Consider the following 17,119-nt stretch of genomic DNA (forward strand, 5'->3'; position numbering starts at 1 on the left):
CATATCTTGAGCAAAGACGACTTTGGCTCACTAAACTCCTTATTCCGCTTGTCAAAGGCCGCAATCTGATGCGAGGATTCAGCTAATACTAATTTTTTTCACTGCAAAGCGCAATGGAATCTATAACAACCTAAATATCAATGATGACGAACAAGCACCTAAACATTCGGGACAACCTTCAGGAAACATATAGCGATGTATATACCCCTGAGGCACTTTCTGCGCTTGCCTCCATGGCTCACTTTAACAGTGATATCAAAGCAGTCATGGCTTCCCGTATCCAAAGAAGAACAGCGCGGCAGCAACAGAAAAAAAAGATTGGCTTCTTAGATCCCGACCGTTTGATTCCCCGTACTCAGATCAAAGTGCAGGATGCCCGTGAGGGTAAGTTTGAAGGCACTGAAATTCCTCCTGATCTGCAAAGGCAGTGGATACAGGGTACCGGCCCTGCAGCAAAGCCTGATGCTCCACTAGAGAGCAGCATTCGCAATGTAGCCTATGCGCTGCTTTCCGGAGCCGATGGCTGGATGTTTGATGGAGAAGATGCCCTGGGACAAACCCATACCATGTCGCTGGACAATCAGCGGAATTTAAAGCTGGCCATTAGTAAAGACCCTCTGTTCCTGAAAGTTGCCCAACAGGTAGCCACAGAAATGAACCGCTGGGCACAGAGTTTCTTCGGCAAGGACATTGTTACGGATTGGGAAGAGCAGCTCAATTTCACCACCAAAATATTCCGCGCCCGCGGCCTGCACCTGGATGACCGCCACATCAGGGATGTTGAAGGTAATGCACTGGCAGCTTCTATTGCAGACCTGACTCTATACGTAGTAAATAATCATCCGGCACTGCAAAAAGCAGACTCTTCCATAGTGTTGTACTTACCCAAAATCCAGACTGCCGAAGAAGCAGCCGTATGGAATGCGATGATGGATGCGCTGGAAGAGCATATCGGTCTTGAGCAGGGAACTATCAAAGTGTATGTGCTGGTGGAGCAATTGGAAGCCACTTATCAGCTCATGGAAATCCGGGCGGCCCTGGGAAAGCATTTTGTAGGATACAATACTGGCCGCTGGGATTATATCAACAGTGTGGCCGATGCCATGGCCTGGGACCCAAGCTTCATCAATCCTGACATTGAAGCCATTGGTATGACTTACGGATATATGCGCAATTACGAAGATCGGGTACGCCGGGCTGTCAATACGCCTGATCTCAATGGAAATTTTGCTTTATGGCAGGGAGGCATGGAGCCAAATATCCCAGTAGGATCGGAAGAAGGCGTTTCGGCCAGCATGAAAAAAGCGCTGGCCGGTGCCGAACGCGAACAGCGGGAAGGTGCCAGTGGCAAATGGGTAGCCCACTGGAAAATGGTGCACATCATCAGACCGGTATGGGAAAAAGTGGGAGAGGCAAATCAGTTAGGCAGAAAGTTTTCTCCTCTTACCTACAACCAGCAGGCAGCAGATGGTCTGATCTTACTGGAACCCGCCCCAACCACCATTCGGGGAGCACGCAACCTGATCAGCGTGGCTTTGCAATACGGCAATGCCTTCGGACAGGGAATGCAGGCAGCAGCACTGAAGCCCGCAGATTTTTTTGGCAATGATGATGTATTGTACCTGATGGAAGATATGGCTACCGGTGAAATCAGGGTAAGCATCCTATGGGAGTGGATTCATAAAGGAGCAAAACTTACTGAAGTTGATTCTGAGACTGGCACTAAAGCAGGAGATGTATTCAGCAAATACTTATTTGAGAAGCTGCTGGAAGAAGAATATCAAAAACTGCTGAAAGCCAGAGATAAAGATGTGTACGACTCTTCTAAAACGACTACCCTGCCCATTTCAAGAGAAATTGTGGAAGTGTATACGCTCAGCGAAGTAAAATTACCCTGGTTCATTGACCTGCTGAATATCAATCTCAACAACCAGAATCTGGATGTAGCCAAGCAGAGAATCAGGCAGTACAAGGAGGCCTTTGAAAAAGATGGTACCCGTATTACGGAAAACCTTGACTTTATGCTGCCTGAGAAGTAGCGAATCAGTATATTCAAAAGGCATTGAGCGTTTTGATAGCGGATCATTGCGAACAACCTAAACTAATTACTCTATGGATGGCAAACAAGCGGTGTTGTCACAGTTAAAAGCGTGCATCAAAGGAGACATTCTGGAAGATGAATATTCCTTAGGCATGTACGCTACCGATGCCAGTATTTATCAGATCAAGCCCCTGCTCATCATCTTACCCAAAAATGAAAACGATGTAAAAAAAGCGGTAGAAATTGCGGCAAAACATAAAATGAAGCTTTTGCCCAGAGGAGGTGGAACCAGCCTGGCCGGACAAACAGTAGCTGATGCGCTGGTGCTGGATTTCTCCAAGTACATGAACAAAATTCTGGAGATCAATACCGAAGAAAAATGGGTTAGGGTGCAGCCGGGCATGGTCAGAGATGAGCTTAATGAGGTGCTGTTAGCTTACAACTTACACTTCGCGCCCGATCCGGCTACTTCCAGCCGGGCTAACGTTGGGGGAATGGTAGGCAACAATTCTTCCGGCACCAAAAGTATTCTCTTTGGCAAAACGGTGGACCACGTACTTGCGGCCAGAGTCTTGCTCGCCGATGACACCGAACTGTACCTGCACGAACTAAGTCCTGAAGCTTATGCGGAGAAAGCTCAGCAAAACGACAGGGAAGGGCAAATTTATCGTGGCTTTCAGGAAACCATTCAACAGCAGGAGGCTGAAATCAAAGCACGTTTTCCCAAAGTAATGCGCCGGGTTGGTGGCTACAACTTGGATGAATTTGTATACACTGACCGTTGGAATCTTGCCAAACTCATTACCGGTAGCGAAGGCACGCTGGCAATCTCTCTGGAACTTAAACTCAATCTGGAGCCTCTGCCCAAATACAAATCGGTGGCCGTAGTGCATTTTTCTGAACTGGCAGAAGCCATACAGGCGGTGCAGCCTATGCTTCCCTTCCAGCCTTCGGCCATTGAGATTTTAGATGAAACTGTGCTGAAGCTGAGCAAGGAAAACCTCATGACCCAACAACACTGCCATTTCATTGAAAAAGAGCCTGCCGCTATCCTGATCGTAGAATTCTTCGGAGAAACCCTTGAAGATGTGATGCAGCGTCCTCAGGCGATGATTGAAGTGTTGAAAAGCAAGAAAATTGGCTACGCCTATCCGCTTTTTCCGGAAGGAAAAGAGTATGATGATGTGTGGATTGTACGAAAAAAGGGTCTGGGGCTGATGCTGGGCATCAAAGGAGAAAAAAAGCCTCTGCCCTTTATTGAAGATGCCGGGATACCGGTAGCAGTACTGCCCGAATACATTGACAAGGTGCTGAAGATTTGTGAAAAACATCATACCAAAGTGGCCATGTATGCGCATGCCAGCGTGGGTGTTATTCATGTCAGGCCTATCCTGGATCTGAGGCAGGAGCAGGATATAGAAAACCTGAAAAACATTGCCAACGAAACCTTTGAACTGGTGGTCAGCTACGGCGGCTCCTGGAGCGGAGAGCATGGGGATGGGTTGGTAAGAAGCGCCTTCAATGAGCGCTTTTTTGGTGCGCAACTTTATCAGGCATTCCGGGATATCAAGAAACTATTTGATCCGGAAAATGTGATGAATCCCGGTAAGATCGTGGAGGCCCAGACCATAGAACACAATCTTCGTTATGGCACAAAATACGCTGATCAACCCGTAAAAACTGAATTTCAGTATCGTTTTGAAAACAGCTTCAGAGAAGCGGTGCATATGTGTACGGGTGTAGGGGAATGCCGGAAAATGCTGGGAGGCACCATGTGCCCCAGTTTTAAAGCCACCCGTGATGAAGAACACTCCACCCGGGGCAGGGCCAACGCCATGCGCCTGGCGATGTCCGGCCAACTGGATCAGGAGGGGCTGAGTAGTAAACGTCTGCATCAGGTGCTGGATTTGTGCCTGTCCTGCAAAGCCTGTAAATCAGAATGCCCCTCCAATGTGGATATGGCAAAGATGAAAAGCGATGTAACCCAAATCTACTACGATGAACATGGCATCACTTTACGCGACCGCCTGATCAGGGATTCTTCCAAAGCAGCAGCGCTTCTGTCAGGTACGCTCTCCCAGGGTGTAAATGCGATCCAGCAATCGGCTGTGTTCAGGTCTGCTATGCAAAGTCTGGCGGGTTTTGACAAGCGGAGAACGCTGCCCAAATACGCCAAAAAACCTTTTTATCAATGGTTTGAAAATAACAATCATAAGTACAAGAGCAGTAAAAAAGTCGTTCTCTTTGCTGATACTTACCTGAATTTTCATGAACCGCAGATCGGGATTTCTGCCCTGGAATTGCTCAATTCCTGCGGCTATGAGGTGATACTCGCCAATGTCGGTTGCTGCCAGCGCCCCAAAATCTCCCACGGCTTTTTAAGAGACGCCAAAAAGGAAGGGGCCAAAACTATTGAAAAGCTGAAACCTTATCTGGATCAGGGTTTGACCATCGTGGTATGTGAACCCAGTTGCGCCTCCGCCCTCAACGATGACCTGCCCGACCTGCTGGAAGATGAAGTCCTGGCCAAGCAACTCAAAGCTCAGGTGATGATGATTGATGTATTTCTGGCCAAAGAAATGGGCTCAGGAAACTTAAAAACAAGTTTTGAAGCGGTAGCCGGTGATATGCTCATTCACGGGCACTGTCATCAGAAAGCGCTTTACAGCACCAAAGCCATGAAATCCATCTGCGGGCATACGGGTCAAAAAGTGGGAGAAATCCCTTCCGGTTGTTGTGGTATGGCTGGTTCCTTCGGCTACGAAAAAGAGCATTATGATATCTCTGCCAAAATTGGGGAGAGCATTCTTTTTCCTGCGGTGAGGTCTATGGAGAAAGGCACTACGCTGGTAGCCAACGGATTTAGTTGTCGTCATCAGATTGAACATTTTACCGGCGTCAAGCCCAAGCATTGGGTTGAGGTGATCAGGGCTGTTTCTTCATCTGAAGAGGTAGAAAATTCAGGAAGTTAACCTCAGGCCTTCGTTAAAGACTAACCATATCCAGATCAGACTATGTCACTTTCTTTATTGTCCTTTCTTGCTCTTTTGCCCATCCTGGTGGTAGCCGTACTTTTGGTAGGTTTTCGCCTGTCTGCCAGGACCAGCATGCCGCTGGGTTTTGTGCTCACCGCAGTAGTAGCCTACCTGGCCTGGGATTTTCCCCTCACCAGCATTTTAGCCTCCACCATACAGGGTTTGTTCATCACCTTTGACATTCTTTACATCATCTTTGGTGCTATCCTGCTGCTTACCCTGCTCAACTATTCCGGAGCTATCCGGGTAATACGGCAGGGCTTTGCCGGTGTCAGCCAGGACCGGCGGGTACAGGTAGTCATCATCGTCTGGTTGTTTGGGTCATTTATTGAAGGGGCGGCAGGTTTTGGCACTCCAGCAGCGATCACCGCGCCTCTCCTGGTAGCCATGGGCTTTCCATCTATGGCTGCCGTGATGCTGGGTATGATGGTGCAAAGCACTCCGGTCACCTTTGGGGCAGTGGGTACACCCATACTGGTGGGGGTGAGAGGAGGATTAGAAGGGGCTTATGTAGAAGAACAACTGCAGGCAGCAAGCCTCAGCTTTTCGGATTACATACAGTTGGTCACGACCAACGCAGCGATATTGCATGCGATCACCGGTACGCTGATCCCTTTGTTTATGATCTGCATGATGACCCGCTTTTTCGGAGCAAAGAAAAGCTGGAAGGAAGGGCTTGCTTTATTTCCCTTCGCACTGTTTGGAGGCTTATCCTTCACGATTCCTTATGTGCTGACCGGAATTTTCTTGGGACCAGAGTTCCCTTCTTTACTGGGTTCACTGGTAGGGATGGCTATTGTAGTGACGGCTGCCAAAAGAGGCTTTCTGCTGCCCAAAGAAAGCTGGGACTTTCCCGAAAGAAAAAGCTGGCCTAAGTTATGGATGGGTACCCTGGATATCCAACTGGACGATGAAAAGGAGGATACTTCATTTTCGCTTATAAGAGCCTGGGCACCATATCTTTTTGCAGCCGGATTGCTGGTGTTGAGCCGCTTACCCCAGCTGCCTTTCAAAACCCTCCTGACCAGCGTAGCCATCAGTTATGAAGAAATCCTGGGCACAGGTATTTCCGCCAGCAGTACGCCTTTGTATCTGCCGGGAACCATCCTTTTGGTAGTAGGCTTGATTACGCTATTTCTGCACCACATGAAACTGCCTGACGTCAAAGCCGCTTTGTCAGAAAGTGGGCGAATGGTGCTGGGGGCGGGATTTGTTTTGATCTTTACTGTACCCATGGTGCGCATCTATATCAATTCCGGTATCAACCCATTGGATATTCCGGGTATGCCTATCGTGATGGCAGAATGGGTAGCCGCTCATGTAGGTCAGGTATACCCATTGTTTGCGCCATCCATCGGAGCTTTGGGAGCCTTCATTGCAGGAAGCAATACGGTGAGCAATCTCATGTTCAGTTTCTTCCAGTTTGGCGTGGCAGAAAGGTTGGCCATGCCTACCACCCTCATCGTCGCGCTGCAGGCGGTAGGGGCTGCGGCAGGAAATATGATTGCCATACACAATGTAGTAGCGGCCTCGGCCACCGTTGGTTATCTGGGCAAGGAAGGACTTATCCTTCGGAAAACCATTATTCCTACGCTTTACTATGTGATCGTGGTTGGACTTTTGGGACTGATTTTCTTAAGTTTTTTTGGAGGTAATCATCCGCTTTGACTGAGGGTTTAACTTTGCTTCCCTTGTCAGATGATACATGTCAGCACTTCTCTACCATGAGGCTTTAAAAATTGCATAAGAATGGCGGCCCGAAAGCCGCCTTCTATAGCTGATTTTTTAAGAAATTGCTACTTTATCGTTATTTTGAGCCACTGATCTGTAAATAGCTTCTACAACGCGGATGTCTTTTAAGCCTTCTTCGCCGGGCACCAGCATGGGTTTGTTGTTGAGTATCGCCAGGGCGTCATCGTCCATCTGCTTGGCCTGCTGCATATTGGGTAACTTTTCATTTAGCTTTTTGCCATCACTGGTTTCACCCTGTATGCCGCTATACGCCTGAAAAGGTTCTAACTTGTACCAGCCTTCACTGCAATTGACCATCAGGCTGTTCATGCTTTTGCCAAAGCTGGTGATACAGTCCGCAGTAACACCTCCGGGAAATTCCAGGTCAAACTCCATGGTTTCCTCCACTTCGTGGTAAATCTCAGGGCGGGTAGTGGAAGCACGGGCAGTGACGGCAATGGGTTCCATCTGGGTAGAATATCGGGCAGCATTCAGAGGATACACGCCCATATCGTACATCGCACCGCCTCCCATTTCTTTTTTCTGCTTCCAGTGGTCGGTTCTGCCTTCACGGTAACCGGCTGCGGCGCTTACGGTTTCTACTTTTCCGTAGGTTTTGTTTTTGGTAAACTGAATGATCTGCTGGGTATTAGGTTCGTGCTGCAGGCGGTAGCCGATGCTCAGCTTGGTTTTGTTTTTGTTGCAGGCGTCAATCATGCTCTGGCATTCTTCTACCGTCATCGCCATGGGTTTTTCGCACCAGACGTGCTTCCCAGCATTGGCTGCTTTAATGCTGTATTCGGCATGCATGGAAGGCGGCAACACGATGTAGATTACATCTATATCGGGATTGTTGGCTACCTCATCCATCGTTTCGTAATTGTAGATATTCTTGTCGGGAATGTTGTACTGGGCTTTCCATCGCTCTGCTTTGGCCGGCGTTCCGGTCACAATACCTCTTAGTTCGCAATGCTCAGTCTGTTGCAATGCCGGAGCCAGTAGATCTGTACTGTAATAACCCAGCCCTACCAGAGCCACACCTAGTTTTCTGTTTTGGTTGGGAATGATAATGTTTGAAAAAGCGGAAGTGCTGAGTGCCAGCCCCGACATTCCTGCTAAACTTTGTCCTAAAAATTTCCTGCGGTTGATCATTGTGTATGTTGGTTATAGTATGTAGTCATTTTTTTTCTCGTAACGTCATCCGGCAACGGAGCGTATCCGGCCGCCATATTTTCTCTGACATGTGCTTCCTGCGTAGTAGCCGGAATGGTACAAGTCACATGCGGATTGGAAATAATATATTTTAAAAAGAAAGAAGCCCAATTGGGCATGTCCCAGCCCTTAGCCCAGGGAGGCAAAGGTACGCCCTCAACAGTACGAAAGAGCGCTTTGGTTTCAAAAGGCTGGTTGATAATTACTGCTACTCCTTTATCTGCGGCCAGAGGCAGTAACTCATCTTCGGCAGCGGTGCCCCGTACAGAAAGATTGATCTGTATAAAATCCAGAGGTTCAGCACGTATCAGTTCAGCCAGATCATCATGAGCGGAGTCCACATAATGGGTAACGCCCACATATTTGAGCTTGCCTTTTTCTTTCAGATCTCTTAAGGTACGGATATGTGTCCTGAAATCACGGATATTGTGTACCTGTTCCAAAGCCGGCCATTTGTGGAATAGATTGACTGACTCGTCAATTTGAGATTTTCCTGCCTGTTCTCCATTGGTCCAGACCTTAGTAGCTACCCAGAGCTTATCCTTCACGCCCAACTCTTCTGCCAGTTCGCCAATGACCTTTTGAGAACGGCCATACATGGGTGAACTGTCAATTACGCCTCCACCCAGTTTAGTAAAAGTTCTTAAAACCTCCCGCATGGGGGCTAATTCACTTTCCGAGCTGCCTACATCAAAAGTGAGCCAGGAGCCCATACCAATGGCCGGGATACGTTCGCCAGTAGAAGGAATCGTACGAAAAATGCGCTCTTTCTCTTCAATAGTAGTCAGACTCGGCATTAGGCACAGCCCTGCCAGCGAAAGCGAGGAGGTTCGCAAAAAATCTTTACGCGAAAGGCCTGGGCCTGCATTTTCCATCTCTTTAAGGTTGTGTATATCAACTGATTACTTCCTCTAATATAAAAAAATTATCAGTAGATACTTTTCACCCTAAATTAAGCCACAACTTATTACAAACGGGTATTGACGATGGAATTATAGATAGAGCCGAAGGTGTAGGCTACGCCCACGCTAAAACCCAATTCGTAGTCGGTAGAAAGCGCACGACGCTCTAATAAGATTTCCTCCAGGCTGGCATCGCCTTTGGGTAAAAACAACTGATCGCGAATAATGGCACCTTCCATTTCCAAACGTAAGAACAAACCTTTAAACACCCTGAGCGCAATCCCTGCTTCAAGTTCTGCACGGTTTTTACGCCAGTCATGAAAGTAATTAGCCCCTTCCAGTTCGGCTTCTATTCTGCCCCAGGGCTGGCGGGTATCATAGATAATCCGCAGTGAATGTAAATAGCGTTGCTCTGAATTTTTATTATAAATCGTTTCGTCAGCATAATTAAAAAACTGCGGACCCACCATATAAGCGAAGGTAAACTCTCGTGTGGCCGACATCTGGTAAGGAAAGAGGTTATACTCTACCGCTGCCTGCCAGCGGGTACCGAAGGTAACATTGTTATACGTACTGCTGCTCATTTGCCCAAATATTCCTGCTGACCAATGGTTATTCAGGCTTTTCACAATTGACGCTTCTCCTTCTGACTCTTTCAGATAAGATATTAAAGTTTCACTCTGCCGCTTTACTTTTCTTTCTTCGTAAGCAATATTATACTCACTGCGTATTCGCCACTCCTCAGTAGTTCTTTCTATATCAATTTCTCCTTCTAGTTCATACTCTGCCTGGTTAGATTCCTGTGCAAAATCTACTTCTCCTCCAATCTCAAATACCCAGAAGTTCCAGGGATCAGTGATTAACTTTTCATCTACAGCCTCCTGCCTGTCTTTCATCTCAAGCTTTAGCTCATAAGTGCTGTAATCAAATACATAGGGTGTGAGGCCAGCGTTGATATGATGCAGAAGCTGTTCATTTTTCTCCAGTTCAGTTTGAGTAGGCAGGGCATCTACCCGGATGCTTACTTTTGATTTGAGATCATCATCCAGGCTCAGAAAATTCAGCTCATAAGAAGAGCCTCCTCCTCCTGATGAAATCCGGGTGATGAATACATGAATATCAGCGACCTTACGATCCCGCACAAAGTTGACAAAATCAATCCGTTGACGAATAAAATCCTCGGGACAGTCATCACAATCTAAAAAGACATTCAGCCTCTCTTGAGCATAAACACCATTCACATAAATCAGCATAAGCAGAAAGCATATTAACTTTTTCATGTTACAATGCTAAATATTATGTGAACAACATTGGGATAAGGGGAGGTTAAAGGGTGCTAAACAAGCGTTAAATAGGTTAATGGAATGTTAAAAACTTGCAATCAGAGGATGTTATTGCTAAATCGACATAGATGATATCCCTTAGAGAAAAATGGATTAGCCTGGCTCAGCATCATCACCAGGCTTTGACCTGGCTGGTGAGTCTTTCGCTGATTGGTCTGTTGATGATACAGGCTTACTGGATCAATGTGGAGGTGCGGCTACAGGAGCGTAAATTGCAAGATACCATGCAGGATGTGCTGCTGGATATGCATCATCAGATTGAAGACAGCCAGTCTACCAGTGAAGACCTGATTGAGATTTTTACGGCTTATCAGCAGCAAGAGCCTCTTCCTCAAACGCTCGTGGACCGCAGCCGGGAACGGGTGCAGCATATGATGGACAGTGTGCTTCAGGCATTTCATCTTTCTTCTCTGCGCTACGACTTTGCCTTCTACCACACGGTTAAAGAAGACCTGATCATCAGTTCTTCAGCAGAAGCCAAGGAGCTTTCAGATTTTCAAAAATACTCTGAAAGGGCGGGCTATCGTGTGAGAAATGCCCTGGGTGAAGGGCAGTACCGCTTTGGTATATTCTTTCATAATGAATTCTGGTTTCTGATTCAACAGACTTTATGGCTGCTGGTGCTGTCATTTCTCTTTCTGCTCCTGCTCATGGGTAGCTTCATGAGTACCTTGTTTGCATTGGGCAGGCAAAAAAGAGTATCACAGATGAAAAACGATTTTATCAACAATCTGGCTCATGAGCTGAAAACTCCGGTATTTGCTTCTTCGGTGATTTTCAAGATTATACAGAAGCATCAGCAGACTGGTCATTACCAAAAGCTGGCTGAGCCTTTAAATTTATTAGAAAGAGAAAACCAACTGCTAAAGCAAAAAATAGAGCACGTACTGGATTTCGCTTCTTTTGAAGAGGGTAAGCTTCCCATACAGTTTGAAAAAACTGACTTACACGAGCTGATTCGCCAAAGCCTGCCGGTATATGCTTATCAGGTAAAAAGCAGAGGAGGAGAAATAAATTGTGCGCTAAATGCTCCATCAGCTTTTGTGTACGCTGACCCTCGCCATCTGCTCAACTTACTGCAAAACATTCTGGATAATGCGTTGAAATACAGCCCTGATACTCCTCAGATTTTCATAAAAACACAGCTTGCCGGAGAGCAAATAAAATTAAGTATAGAAGACAAAGGCATAGGCATCAGCGAAGCTGACCAGCAGCATATCTTTGATAAATTCTATCGGGTGACGCAGGGAGATGCACATGATATCAAAGGCTTCGGGCTGGGCCTGAGCTATGTGAAGCTCATAACTGAGCTGCATGGAGGCTTAATACAGCTCAAAAGCAAGAAGGGTGTAGGCACTACTTTTATGTTTACTTTTCCTCTGTACCACCCTCAACCGCAAGTGCATGCCTACAAAGCCTAATATTCTTTTGGTAGAAGATAATCCTACCCTGGGTTATGCTTTGCGAGAGTACCTGCAAATGCAGGAGTTAGAAGTTACGCTCTGTGAGGATGGCATGGTCGCTCAGAAAATATTTCAGCAGCAGGCTTTTGACCTCTGCATCATAGATGTGATGCTCCCCAAGCAGGATGGTTTTGCCCTGGCCAGACATATCAAATCTACTCAGCCTGATATGCCAGTCATTTTTCTTACCGCCAAATCTATGAAGGTGGATAAGCTCAAAGGTTTCCAAATCGGTGCTGACGACTATATTATAAAGCCGGTTGACGAAGAAGAACTGGTAGCCAGAATACGCGCGGTACTCCGGAGGTCCGATCCCAAAATACCTGTGAATGAGGTAGATCAGTTGGGCATCTATCGCATCCACTGGCAAAGCCGGAGTCTGGTATGGGGAAATCAGAAAGCCCAGCTCACCGAAAAAGAGATGAAACTGCTGAGGTTACTATTTGAGAAAAAAAACAGCCTGCTGGATAGAAGCATCACGCTCAAAAAGCTTTGGGGAAAAAGTGATTATTTCAACCGCCGCAGCATGGACGTCCATATTGCTCGCCTACGCAAGTACCTGCGTCATGATCCTAAGCTGCAAATCATCAATGTACATGGCAAGGGATTTATCCTGGAAGAAAACGGCTAAACCCTTTCCCACAAATTTTTTATGAATGAACTTAGCCGCTTTCTCTATAGTTTTTAGTCAGTAACTTGTTCAATCGGACGAAATGCATCAAGTAAAATCTTTTCTGAACAGAGGATAATGCTTAGATTGAACGCATTGAATTTTGAAAAATACATTTCGCAGCCCTAGAATAACGCTATACGACCTATGAATACTGAGGGAATGAACTTCATGAAATTATCTGCTCTGCTTGCAGTTTTATTTTTTACTGCTGCCTGTAGCAGCGATTCTCAAACTACTACTACAGAAAAACAAACCAAAACGACTTCCAATACATCCTCTTCATCTGATCATAGTCAGCCTATACCCGGTGAGCAACCCGAAGGCATGGTGTGGATACCGGGAGGTAAATTTACGATGGGCAGTGAAGACGAAACCGCCACCCGTGTTGAAGGTCCTGAGTACCTGGTAGAGGTTTCCGGCTTCTGGATGGATACGCATGAAGTGACCAATGCCGAGTTCAGAGAATTTGTAGAAGCAACTGGCTATAAAACCATAGCTGAACGTCCGGTAGACTGGGAAGAGCTGAAGAAGCAACTTCCTCCCGGAACTCCTCGTCCTCCTGAAGAAGCTTTGCAGCCTGGCTCGCTGATTTTTGCTCCCCCTCATCAGGCCGTACCTCTGGATGATTACTCCCGCTGGTGGGCCTGGCAGACAGGTGCCGACTGGCAGCATCCGAGTGGGCCAGGCAGTACCATTGAAGGTAAAGACAATTATCCGGTAGTACATATTGCTTATGAAGACGCCCAGGCTTACGCTGAGTGGGCGGGTAAACGCCTTCCAACCGAAGCAGAATGGGAATATGCCGCCCGGGGCGGAAAGGGTAGCGAAGCTTTCGCCTGGGGTGATGAACTGATGCCCGATGGCAAATACCTGGCTAACTTTTTTCAGGGGAATTTTCCTTACAATAATAACGGACAGGATGGCTTTACCGGAGCGGCCCCCATTAAGAGCTTCAAACCTAATGGCTATGGCCTGTACGATATGATTGGTAATGTATGGGAGTGGAGTTCCGACTGGTACCGCCCCGATACGCATGCCCGTAACCAACTGGCAGGTATGGCAGCCTGTAAAGACCCGACTGGCCCGGAGTCCAGTTATGACCCTACTGAGCCTTATGCCGAAAAGAGAGTGATCAAAGGAGGTTCTTTTTTGTGTAGTGAGCAGTATTGCAGTAACTATCGTCCCAGTGCCCGTATGGCTACTTCCATTGATTCAGGGCAGGAGCACTTGGGCTTTCGCTGTGTCAAAGATGCCAATGCGCAGATGTAGAAGCTTGAGTTGAGGGGCAAAGAAAAAAAGCTTGGTATAAATATGTAGCTTTTGGATGCTGTAAACATATATTTCTTATTTTAGATAAGGTCAGGTAAACAGTCTGTGAACCTAAATTATTATGAAAGCAATCAACCTTAAGCTGGCACTCCTTTGCACCGCTTTTATACTGCTCCACCACACCTCAGTTTTGGCCCAGAATGATGAGAAAATGCGGCCGGGTATGATTTATGAAGCAGGCGATAAACTGTATTCTCCTACATACGGCATTCGTGGTGAAGTGCCTTTGGGCTGGCACGGCGCTCTTCCTCGTGATACCGAGCTTTTTTTACTGGTTCCTACTCATGTTACTACTGATGTAGAAATATATACTTTTGCGATAGAAGATAACTTAACTGCTATCAAACAAAGGTGGGAACGGCCTATTGAGATTTCCTCCGGTATTCTTTCTCAGCCTCAGGGTGCCCCGAAGCAAGAAGAAAATATGCTCATTCAGAATTTTAGTTTTAGTAATCGCCCTGATTATCAAGCCGTAGGCTACGCCAAATGTGGAGCGTTTGGACAATGTGCTATTTCCTTTTTAGTGGGTAATCTTAAGCAGATGCCCAAAGCCGGGCAGTCGCAGGAAGAATTTATGCAGTCATTGGTTTTTGAAAAACCTGATCCCAGCGCTGCCCGGGAACCTTTTGACTGGCAAGCCTTTCTACCTGATAAGCATATTTTTACCTATTATCATGCGCAGAGCGATCCTCATAAAAGTAACCTTTACCTCTGTCCGGATGGCAGCTTCTCCTCAGATATTTCTCGCAAAGGAGCCCTAGAAGCATGGAAGCAGTATGCCGGCAGACAGAAAGGAACTTATGAATTTGAACCGCTTGAAAACGGTACAGCTCAGCTTACCCTCAGGTTTAAGAAAGAGAAATTACCTCCATTACAGGTGAATTTGATGATGGAAGATAACAAGCTTTTCATGAATGAAGTACGTGTAATGGCTGTTGCAAATACCGATTGTAAATAATCTTTCTCTTAACTTATGAATCTCATATTTATACCCCCTTCTGTGACTTGAGGCCTAACGAGTCCTTTGAAAGCCCTTTTGAATACTATCCTGTCGTCTTAAACCTTTGAGCTTTCGTCTGATTTTAATGCAGACGCAATAAAAAATGACCACTCGGTCATATATCTGAAAAACTCTTCTTATATTTGTGACCATACAGTCATATCACCAAGTTTATGCCAAAGGAAACCTTTCATAACCTTAAAGCAGAGAAGAAAAAGAAGCTGATAGATGGCTTTCTGAGGGAGTTTAGCATCAAATCCTATGATGAAGCATCACTTAGCTCAGTAGTTAAATCTTTGAGCATTGCTAAGGGAAGTGTCTATCAGTATTTTGAGCACAAGCTGGACCTCTTCCTTTTTCTGGTAGCAGAATGCGGTGCGGTAAAGCAAAAATATATTGGTCATCTGAAAAGAGAAGATTATCCGGATTTCTGGGCATACTTCAAAGCTTTGTATGAAGAAGGGGTGAAGTTTGATCTGGAGAATCCGCTGCAAAGTCATTTTCTGTACAGTCTGGCAAAAAATATCAACTCACCCTCTATCCAGGAGATCCATGAAAAGTTTCAGGAAAAAACCATAGCAGCCTTTACCGAGATGATCCGCTACGAAGTGGAACATGGATATTTTAGAGATGATCTTCCGCCGAACACAATGGCTTTCTTTCTGTACAAAACCAGCCTGAGCATCAATGATCATATGCAGCTTTTCTATGATGTAAATCCGGAGGAAAGCATTCAAAGACAAGTACCGGTATACGCAGATCAGAAAGAGCAACTGCTTATGAAAACTGTAGATGAATATATCTTTTTACTTCGCCAGGCATTAGCAAAATAATCACATGATTAAAGTAAATAACCTTTCATTTACCTATCCCGGCAGTACCAAGCCAATACTGAAAAAGCTGAATTTTGAGATCGGCCAGGGAGAAATCTTCGGTTTTCTGGGGCCTTCGGGAGCCGGGAAAAGCACTACGCAGAAAATTCTTTACAAAATACTGCATGGTTTTGAAGGAGAAGTGCTGATAGAAAACAAACCGCTCAACCACTGGGGTAAAGCGTATCTGGAGCGCATAGGCGTAGGTTTTGAGTTGCCTAACCATTATCTCAAACTCAGCGGAAAAGAAAACCTGGAATTGTTTGCTACCTTCTACAAAAAAGAAAAACTGCTGCCCATTCCTGATCTGTTTGCGATGGTAGATCTGGCAGACAGCATGGATAAAAAGGTAGAAGCCTACTCCAAAGGAATGAAGATGCGCCTCAATTTTATCCGTGCCATTATGCATAGTCCGGATATTCTTTTCTTTGACGAACCAACAGCAGGCCTGGACCCGGTCAATGCGCACAAGATCAAAGCGCACATTCTGAAACTGAGGCAGGAGGGCAAAACCATTTTCATTACTACCCACAATATGAATACCGCCGATGAACTCTGCGACCGGGTAGCTTTTATTGTGGACGGACAGTTACGGGTGACCGAAAAACCTTCCGTACTAAAGCATCAGCACGGTAAAAATGTGGTGAAAGTAGAGCTGAAAGATGCACGAACCGCTGAATTTCCTATGGAGCAGCTAGGAGATAATGAATCCTTTTTAAGCTTCATCAGGCAGGAAGAATTACTCAGAATCAATACCCTGGAAGCTACGCTGGAAGAAGTTTTTATTCAGGTTACCGGAAAAGCACTGAAGGCATGAAAGCACTGATACAACAGATGAAATGGCAGTTCATGATCATGACCCGCAACAATATTATATCTATCAGCATAGCGGTTACGGTGATCTACGCACTGATCTTCTTCGCCCTGAAAGGCTTAGACAATATGGACAAAGTACTGACTTTGCTGATCCTGAACGACCCGGCCATCATCGGTATGTTTTTTATCGGCCTGTCGGTAATTATGGAGAGGAATCAGCAGGTACTTTCGGCTTTGTTTGTAACACCTGTCAATCACCACATTTACCTGCTTTCTCGCATACTGACTTTATCCATTGTAGGTTGGCTATGTGCGGTGGGTATGGCTTTGGCAGCCGTAGGGACTTCTTTTCATTTTTTACACTTTTCTGTCGGGACTTTTGGTATTTGTATACTTGCCTGCCTGGCGGGTTTGTATCTGGTGTGCTATACTTCAGAGTTTATGCATTTTACGCTCCGCTCCATACCTCTGCTGCTGATCTTTGTCAACCTGCCCCTGCTCAATTATTTTGGGGTAACCGATATCTGGTTTTTCCGGCTCATGCCTTCTTACGGCAGTCTGAATCTTATTGCCAACTCCTATCAAAGCGATACAGCATGGTCTGAACTGATCTTCAGCTATGGGTCTGTCATAGGATGGTCAGCCCTGCTGTACTGGGGAGTGTACCGTGTTTTTATGTCCAAAGTCGTAAACGCCTGATCC

At 46.2% G+C, this 17,119-nt stretch carries 13 protein-coding genes; 10 read left to right on the forward strand and 3 right to left on the reverse strand.

Translation table 11 applies throughout. The annotated features are described in order from the left end of the window. Window positions 1–140: 140 nt before the first annotated feature. The 3 genes from WJR50_RS18670 (at window position 141) to WJR50_RS18680 (ending at window position 6,744) form a co-directional block, all read left to right on the forward strand. Complete coding sequence (locus tag WJR50_RS18670) at window positions 141–2,039, forward strand: malate synthase (protein WP_341294829.1); 1,899 nt, start codon at window positions 141–143, stop codon at window positions 2,037–2,039. 73 nt (window positions 2,040–2,112) lie between these two features. Further along, the gene (locus WJR50_RS18675; protein ID WP_341294830.1) at window positions 2,113–5,013 is read left to right on the forward strand and encodes an FAD-binding and (Fe-S)-binding domain-containing protein; all 2,901 of its coding nucleotides are present in this window, start codon (window positions 2,113–2,115) and stop codon (window positions 5,011–5,013) included. Window positions 5,014–5,055: 42 nt separating this feature from the next. Then, window positions 5,056–6,744, forward strand: a complete 1,689-nt coding sequence (locus tag WJR50_RS18680; RefSeq protein ID WP_341294831.1) for an L-lactate permease — start codon at window positions 5,056–5,058, stop codon at window positions 6,742–6,744. A gap of 117 nt (window positions 6,745–6,861) precedes the next feature. Here the strand turns inward: WJR50_RS18680 and WJR50_RS18685 are convergent, their stop codons facing one another. From WJR50_RS18685 to WJR50_RS18695, 3 genes are all read right to left on the reverse strand, one after another. Then, window positions 6,862–7,959: a Gfo/Idh/MocA family protein gene (locus WJR50_RS18685; RefSeq protein ID WP_341294832.1), complete on the reverse strand. Its 1,098-nt coding sequence runs from the start codon at window positions 7,957–7,959 to the stop codon at window positions 6,862–6,864. Further along, window positions 7,956–8,894 (reverse strand): aldo/keto reductase, encoded by a 939-nt coding sequence (locus WJR50_RS18690; RefSeq protein ID WP_341294833.1) that lies wholly within the window; start codon window positions 8,892–8,894, stop codon window positions 7,956–7,958. Before WJR50_RS18690 ends, WJR50_RS18685 begins: the two co-directional genes overlap by 4 nt. A 92-nt stretch (window positions 8,895–8,986) precedes the next feature. After that, window positions 8,987–10,201, reverse strand: coding sequence for a hypothetical protein (locus WJR50_RS18695; RefSeq protein WP_341294834.1), 1,215 nt, complete (start codon window positions 10,199–10,201; stop codon window positions 8,987–8,989). Between the two features lie 131 nt (window positions 10,202–10,332). Here WJR50_RS18695 and WJR50_RS18700 point away from each other — a divergent pair, with 131 nt between their 5' ends. The 7 genes from WJR50_RS18700 to WJR50_RS18730 all read left to right on the forward strand — a co-directional run bounded on the left by WJR50_RS18700 (window position 10,333) and on the right by WJR50_RS18730 (window position 17,116). After that, a complete protein-coding gene (locus tag WJR50_RS18700) occupies window positions 10,333–11,685 on the forward strand; it encodes a sensor histidine kinase (RefSeq protein WP_341294835.1) in 1,353 nt (450 codons plus the stop codon). Beyond that, window positions 11,669–12,358, forward strand: a complete 690-nt coding sequence (locus tag WJR50_RS18705) for a response regulator transcription factor (protein WP_341294836.1) — start codon at window positions 11,669–11,671, stop codon at window positions 12,356–12,358. The genes WJR50_RS18700 and WJR50_RS18705 overlap by 17 nt, the downstream gene beginning before the upstream one ends. 210 nt (window positions 12,359–12,568) lie before the next feature. Continuing rightward, a complete protein-coding gene (locus tag WJR50_RS18710) occupies window positions 12,569–13,669 on the forward strand; it encodes a formylglycine-generating enzyme family protein (RefSeq protein ID WP_341294837.1) in 1,101 nt (366 codons plus the stop codon). Between the two features lie 121 nt (window positions 13,670–13,790). Further along, complete coding sequence (locus tag WJR50_RS18715) at window positions 13,791–14,687, forward strand: hypothetical protein (RefSeq protein ID WP_341294838.1); 897 nt, start codon at window positions 13,791–13,793, stop codon at window positions 14,685–14,687. Window positions 14,688–14,902: 215 nt separating this feature from the next. Next, the gene (locus WJR50_RS18720) at window positions 14,903–15,562 is read left to right on the forward strand and encodes a TetR/AcrR family transcriptional regulator (RefSeq protein WP_341294839.1); all 660 of its coding nucleotides are present in this window, start codon (window positions 14,903–14,905) and stop codon (window positions 15,560–15,562) included. Between the two features lie 4 nt (window positions 15,563–15,566). Further along, window positions 15,567–16,418 carry an ABC transporter ATP-binding protein gene (locus WJR50_RS18725; protein WP_341294840.1) on the forward strand — a complete coding sequence of 284 codons (852 nt, stop codon included), beginning with the start codon at window positions 15,567–15,569 and terminating at the stop codon, window positions 16,416–16,418. Continuing rightward, window positions 16,415–17,116, forward strand: a complete 702-nt coding sequence (locus tag WJR50_RS18730) for a fluoroquinolone export ABC transporter permease subunit (RefSeq protein WP_341294841.1) — start codon at window positions 16,415–16,417, stop codon at window positions 17,114–17,116. The genes WJR50_RS18725 and WJR50_RS18730 overlap by 4 nt, the downstream gene beginning before the upstream one ends. Window positions 17,117–17,119 lie beyond the last annotated feature (3 nt).

It is taken from the genome of Catalinimonas locisalis (genome assembly GCF_038039535.1).
Taxonomy (GTDB): Bacteria; Bacteroidota; Bacteroidia; order Cytophagales; family Cyclobacteriaceae; genus Catalinimonas.

Excerpts from the sequence above, each read along its gene's own strand:
- WJR50_RS18670 (WP_341294829.1), top strand. The coding sequence starts at position 141 with ATGATGACGAACAAGCACCTAAACATTCGGGACAACCTTCAGGAAACA.
- WJR50_RS18675 (WP_341294830.1), top strand. The coding sequence starts at position 2,113 with ATGGATGGCAAACAAGCGGTGTTGTCACAGTTAAAAGCGTGCATCAAA.
- WJR50_RS18680 (WP_341294831.1), top strand. The coding sequence starts at position 5,056 with ATGTCACTTTCTTTATTGTCCTTTCTTGCTCTTTTGCCCATCCTGGTG.
- WJR50_RS18685 (WP_341294832.1), bottom strand. The coding sequence starts at position 7,959 with ATGATCAACCGCAGGAAATTTTTAGGACAAAGTTTAGCAGGAATGTCG.
- WJR50_RS18690 (WP_341294833.1), bottom strand. The coding sequence starts at position 8,894 with ATGGAAAATGCAGGCCCAGGCCTTTCGCGTAAAGATTTTTTGCGAACC.
- WJR50_RS18695 (WP_341294834.1), bottom strand. The coding sequence starts at position 10,201 with ATGAAAAAGTTAATATGCTTTCTGCTTATGCTGATTTATGTGAATGGT.
- WJR50_RS18700 (WP_341294835.1), top strand. The coding sequence starts at position 10,333 with ATGATATCCCTTAGAGAAAAATGGATTAGCCTGGCTCAGCATCATCAC.
- WJR50_RS18705 (WP_341294836.1), top strand. The coding sequence starts at position 11,669 with ATGCCTACAAAGCCTAATATTCTTTTGGTAGAAGATAATCCTACCCTG.
- WJR50_RS18710 (WP_341294837.1), top strand. The coding sequence starts at position 12,569 with ATGAAATTATCTGCTCTGCTTGCAGTTTTATTTTTTACTGCTGCCTGT.
- WJR50_RS18715 (WP_341294838.1), top strand. The coding sequence starts at position 13,791 with ATGAAAGCAATCAACCTTAAGCTGGCACTCCTTTGCACCGCTTTTATA.
- WJR50_RS18720 (WP_341294839.1), top strand. The coding sequence starts at position 14,903 with ATGCCAAAGGAAACCTTTCATAACCTTAAAGCAGAGAAGAAAAAGAAG.
- WJR50_RS18725 (WP_341294840.1), top strand. The coding sequence starts at position 15,567 with ATGATTAAAGTAAATAACCTTTCATTTACCTATCCCGGCAGTACCAAG.
- WJR50_RS18730 (WP_341294841.1), top strand. The coding sequence starts at position 16,415 with ATGAAAGCACTGATACAACAGATGAAATGGCAGTTCATGATCATGACC.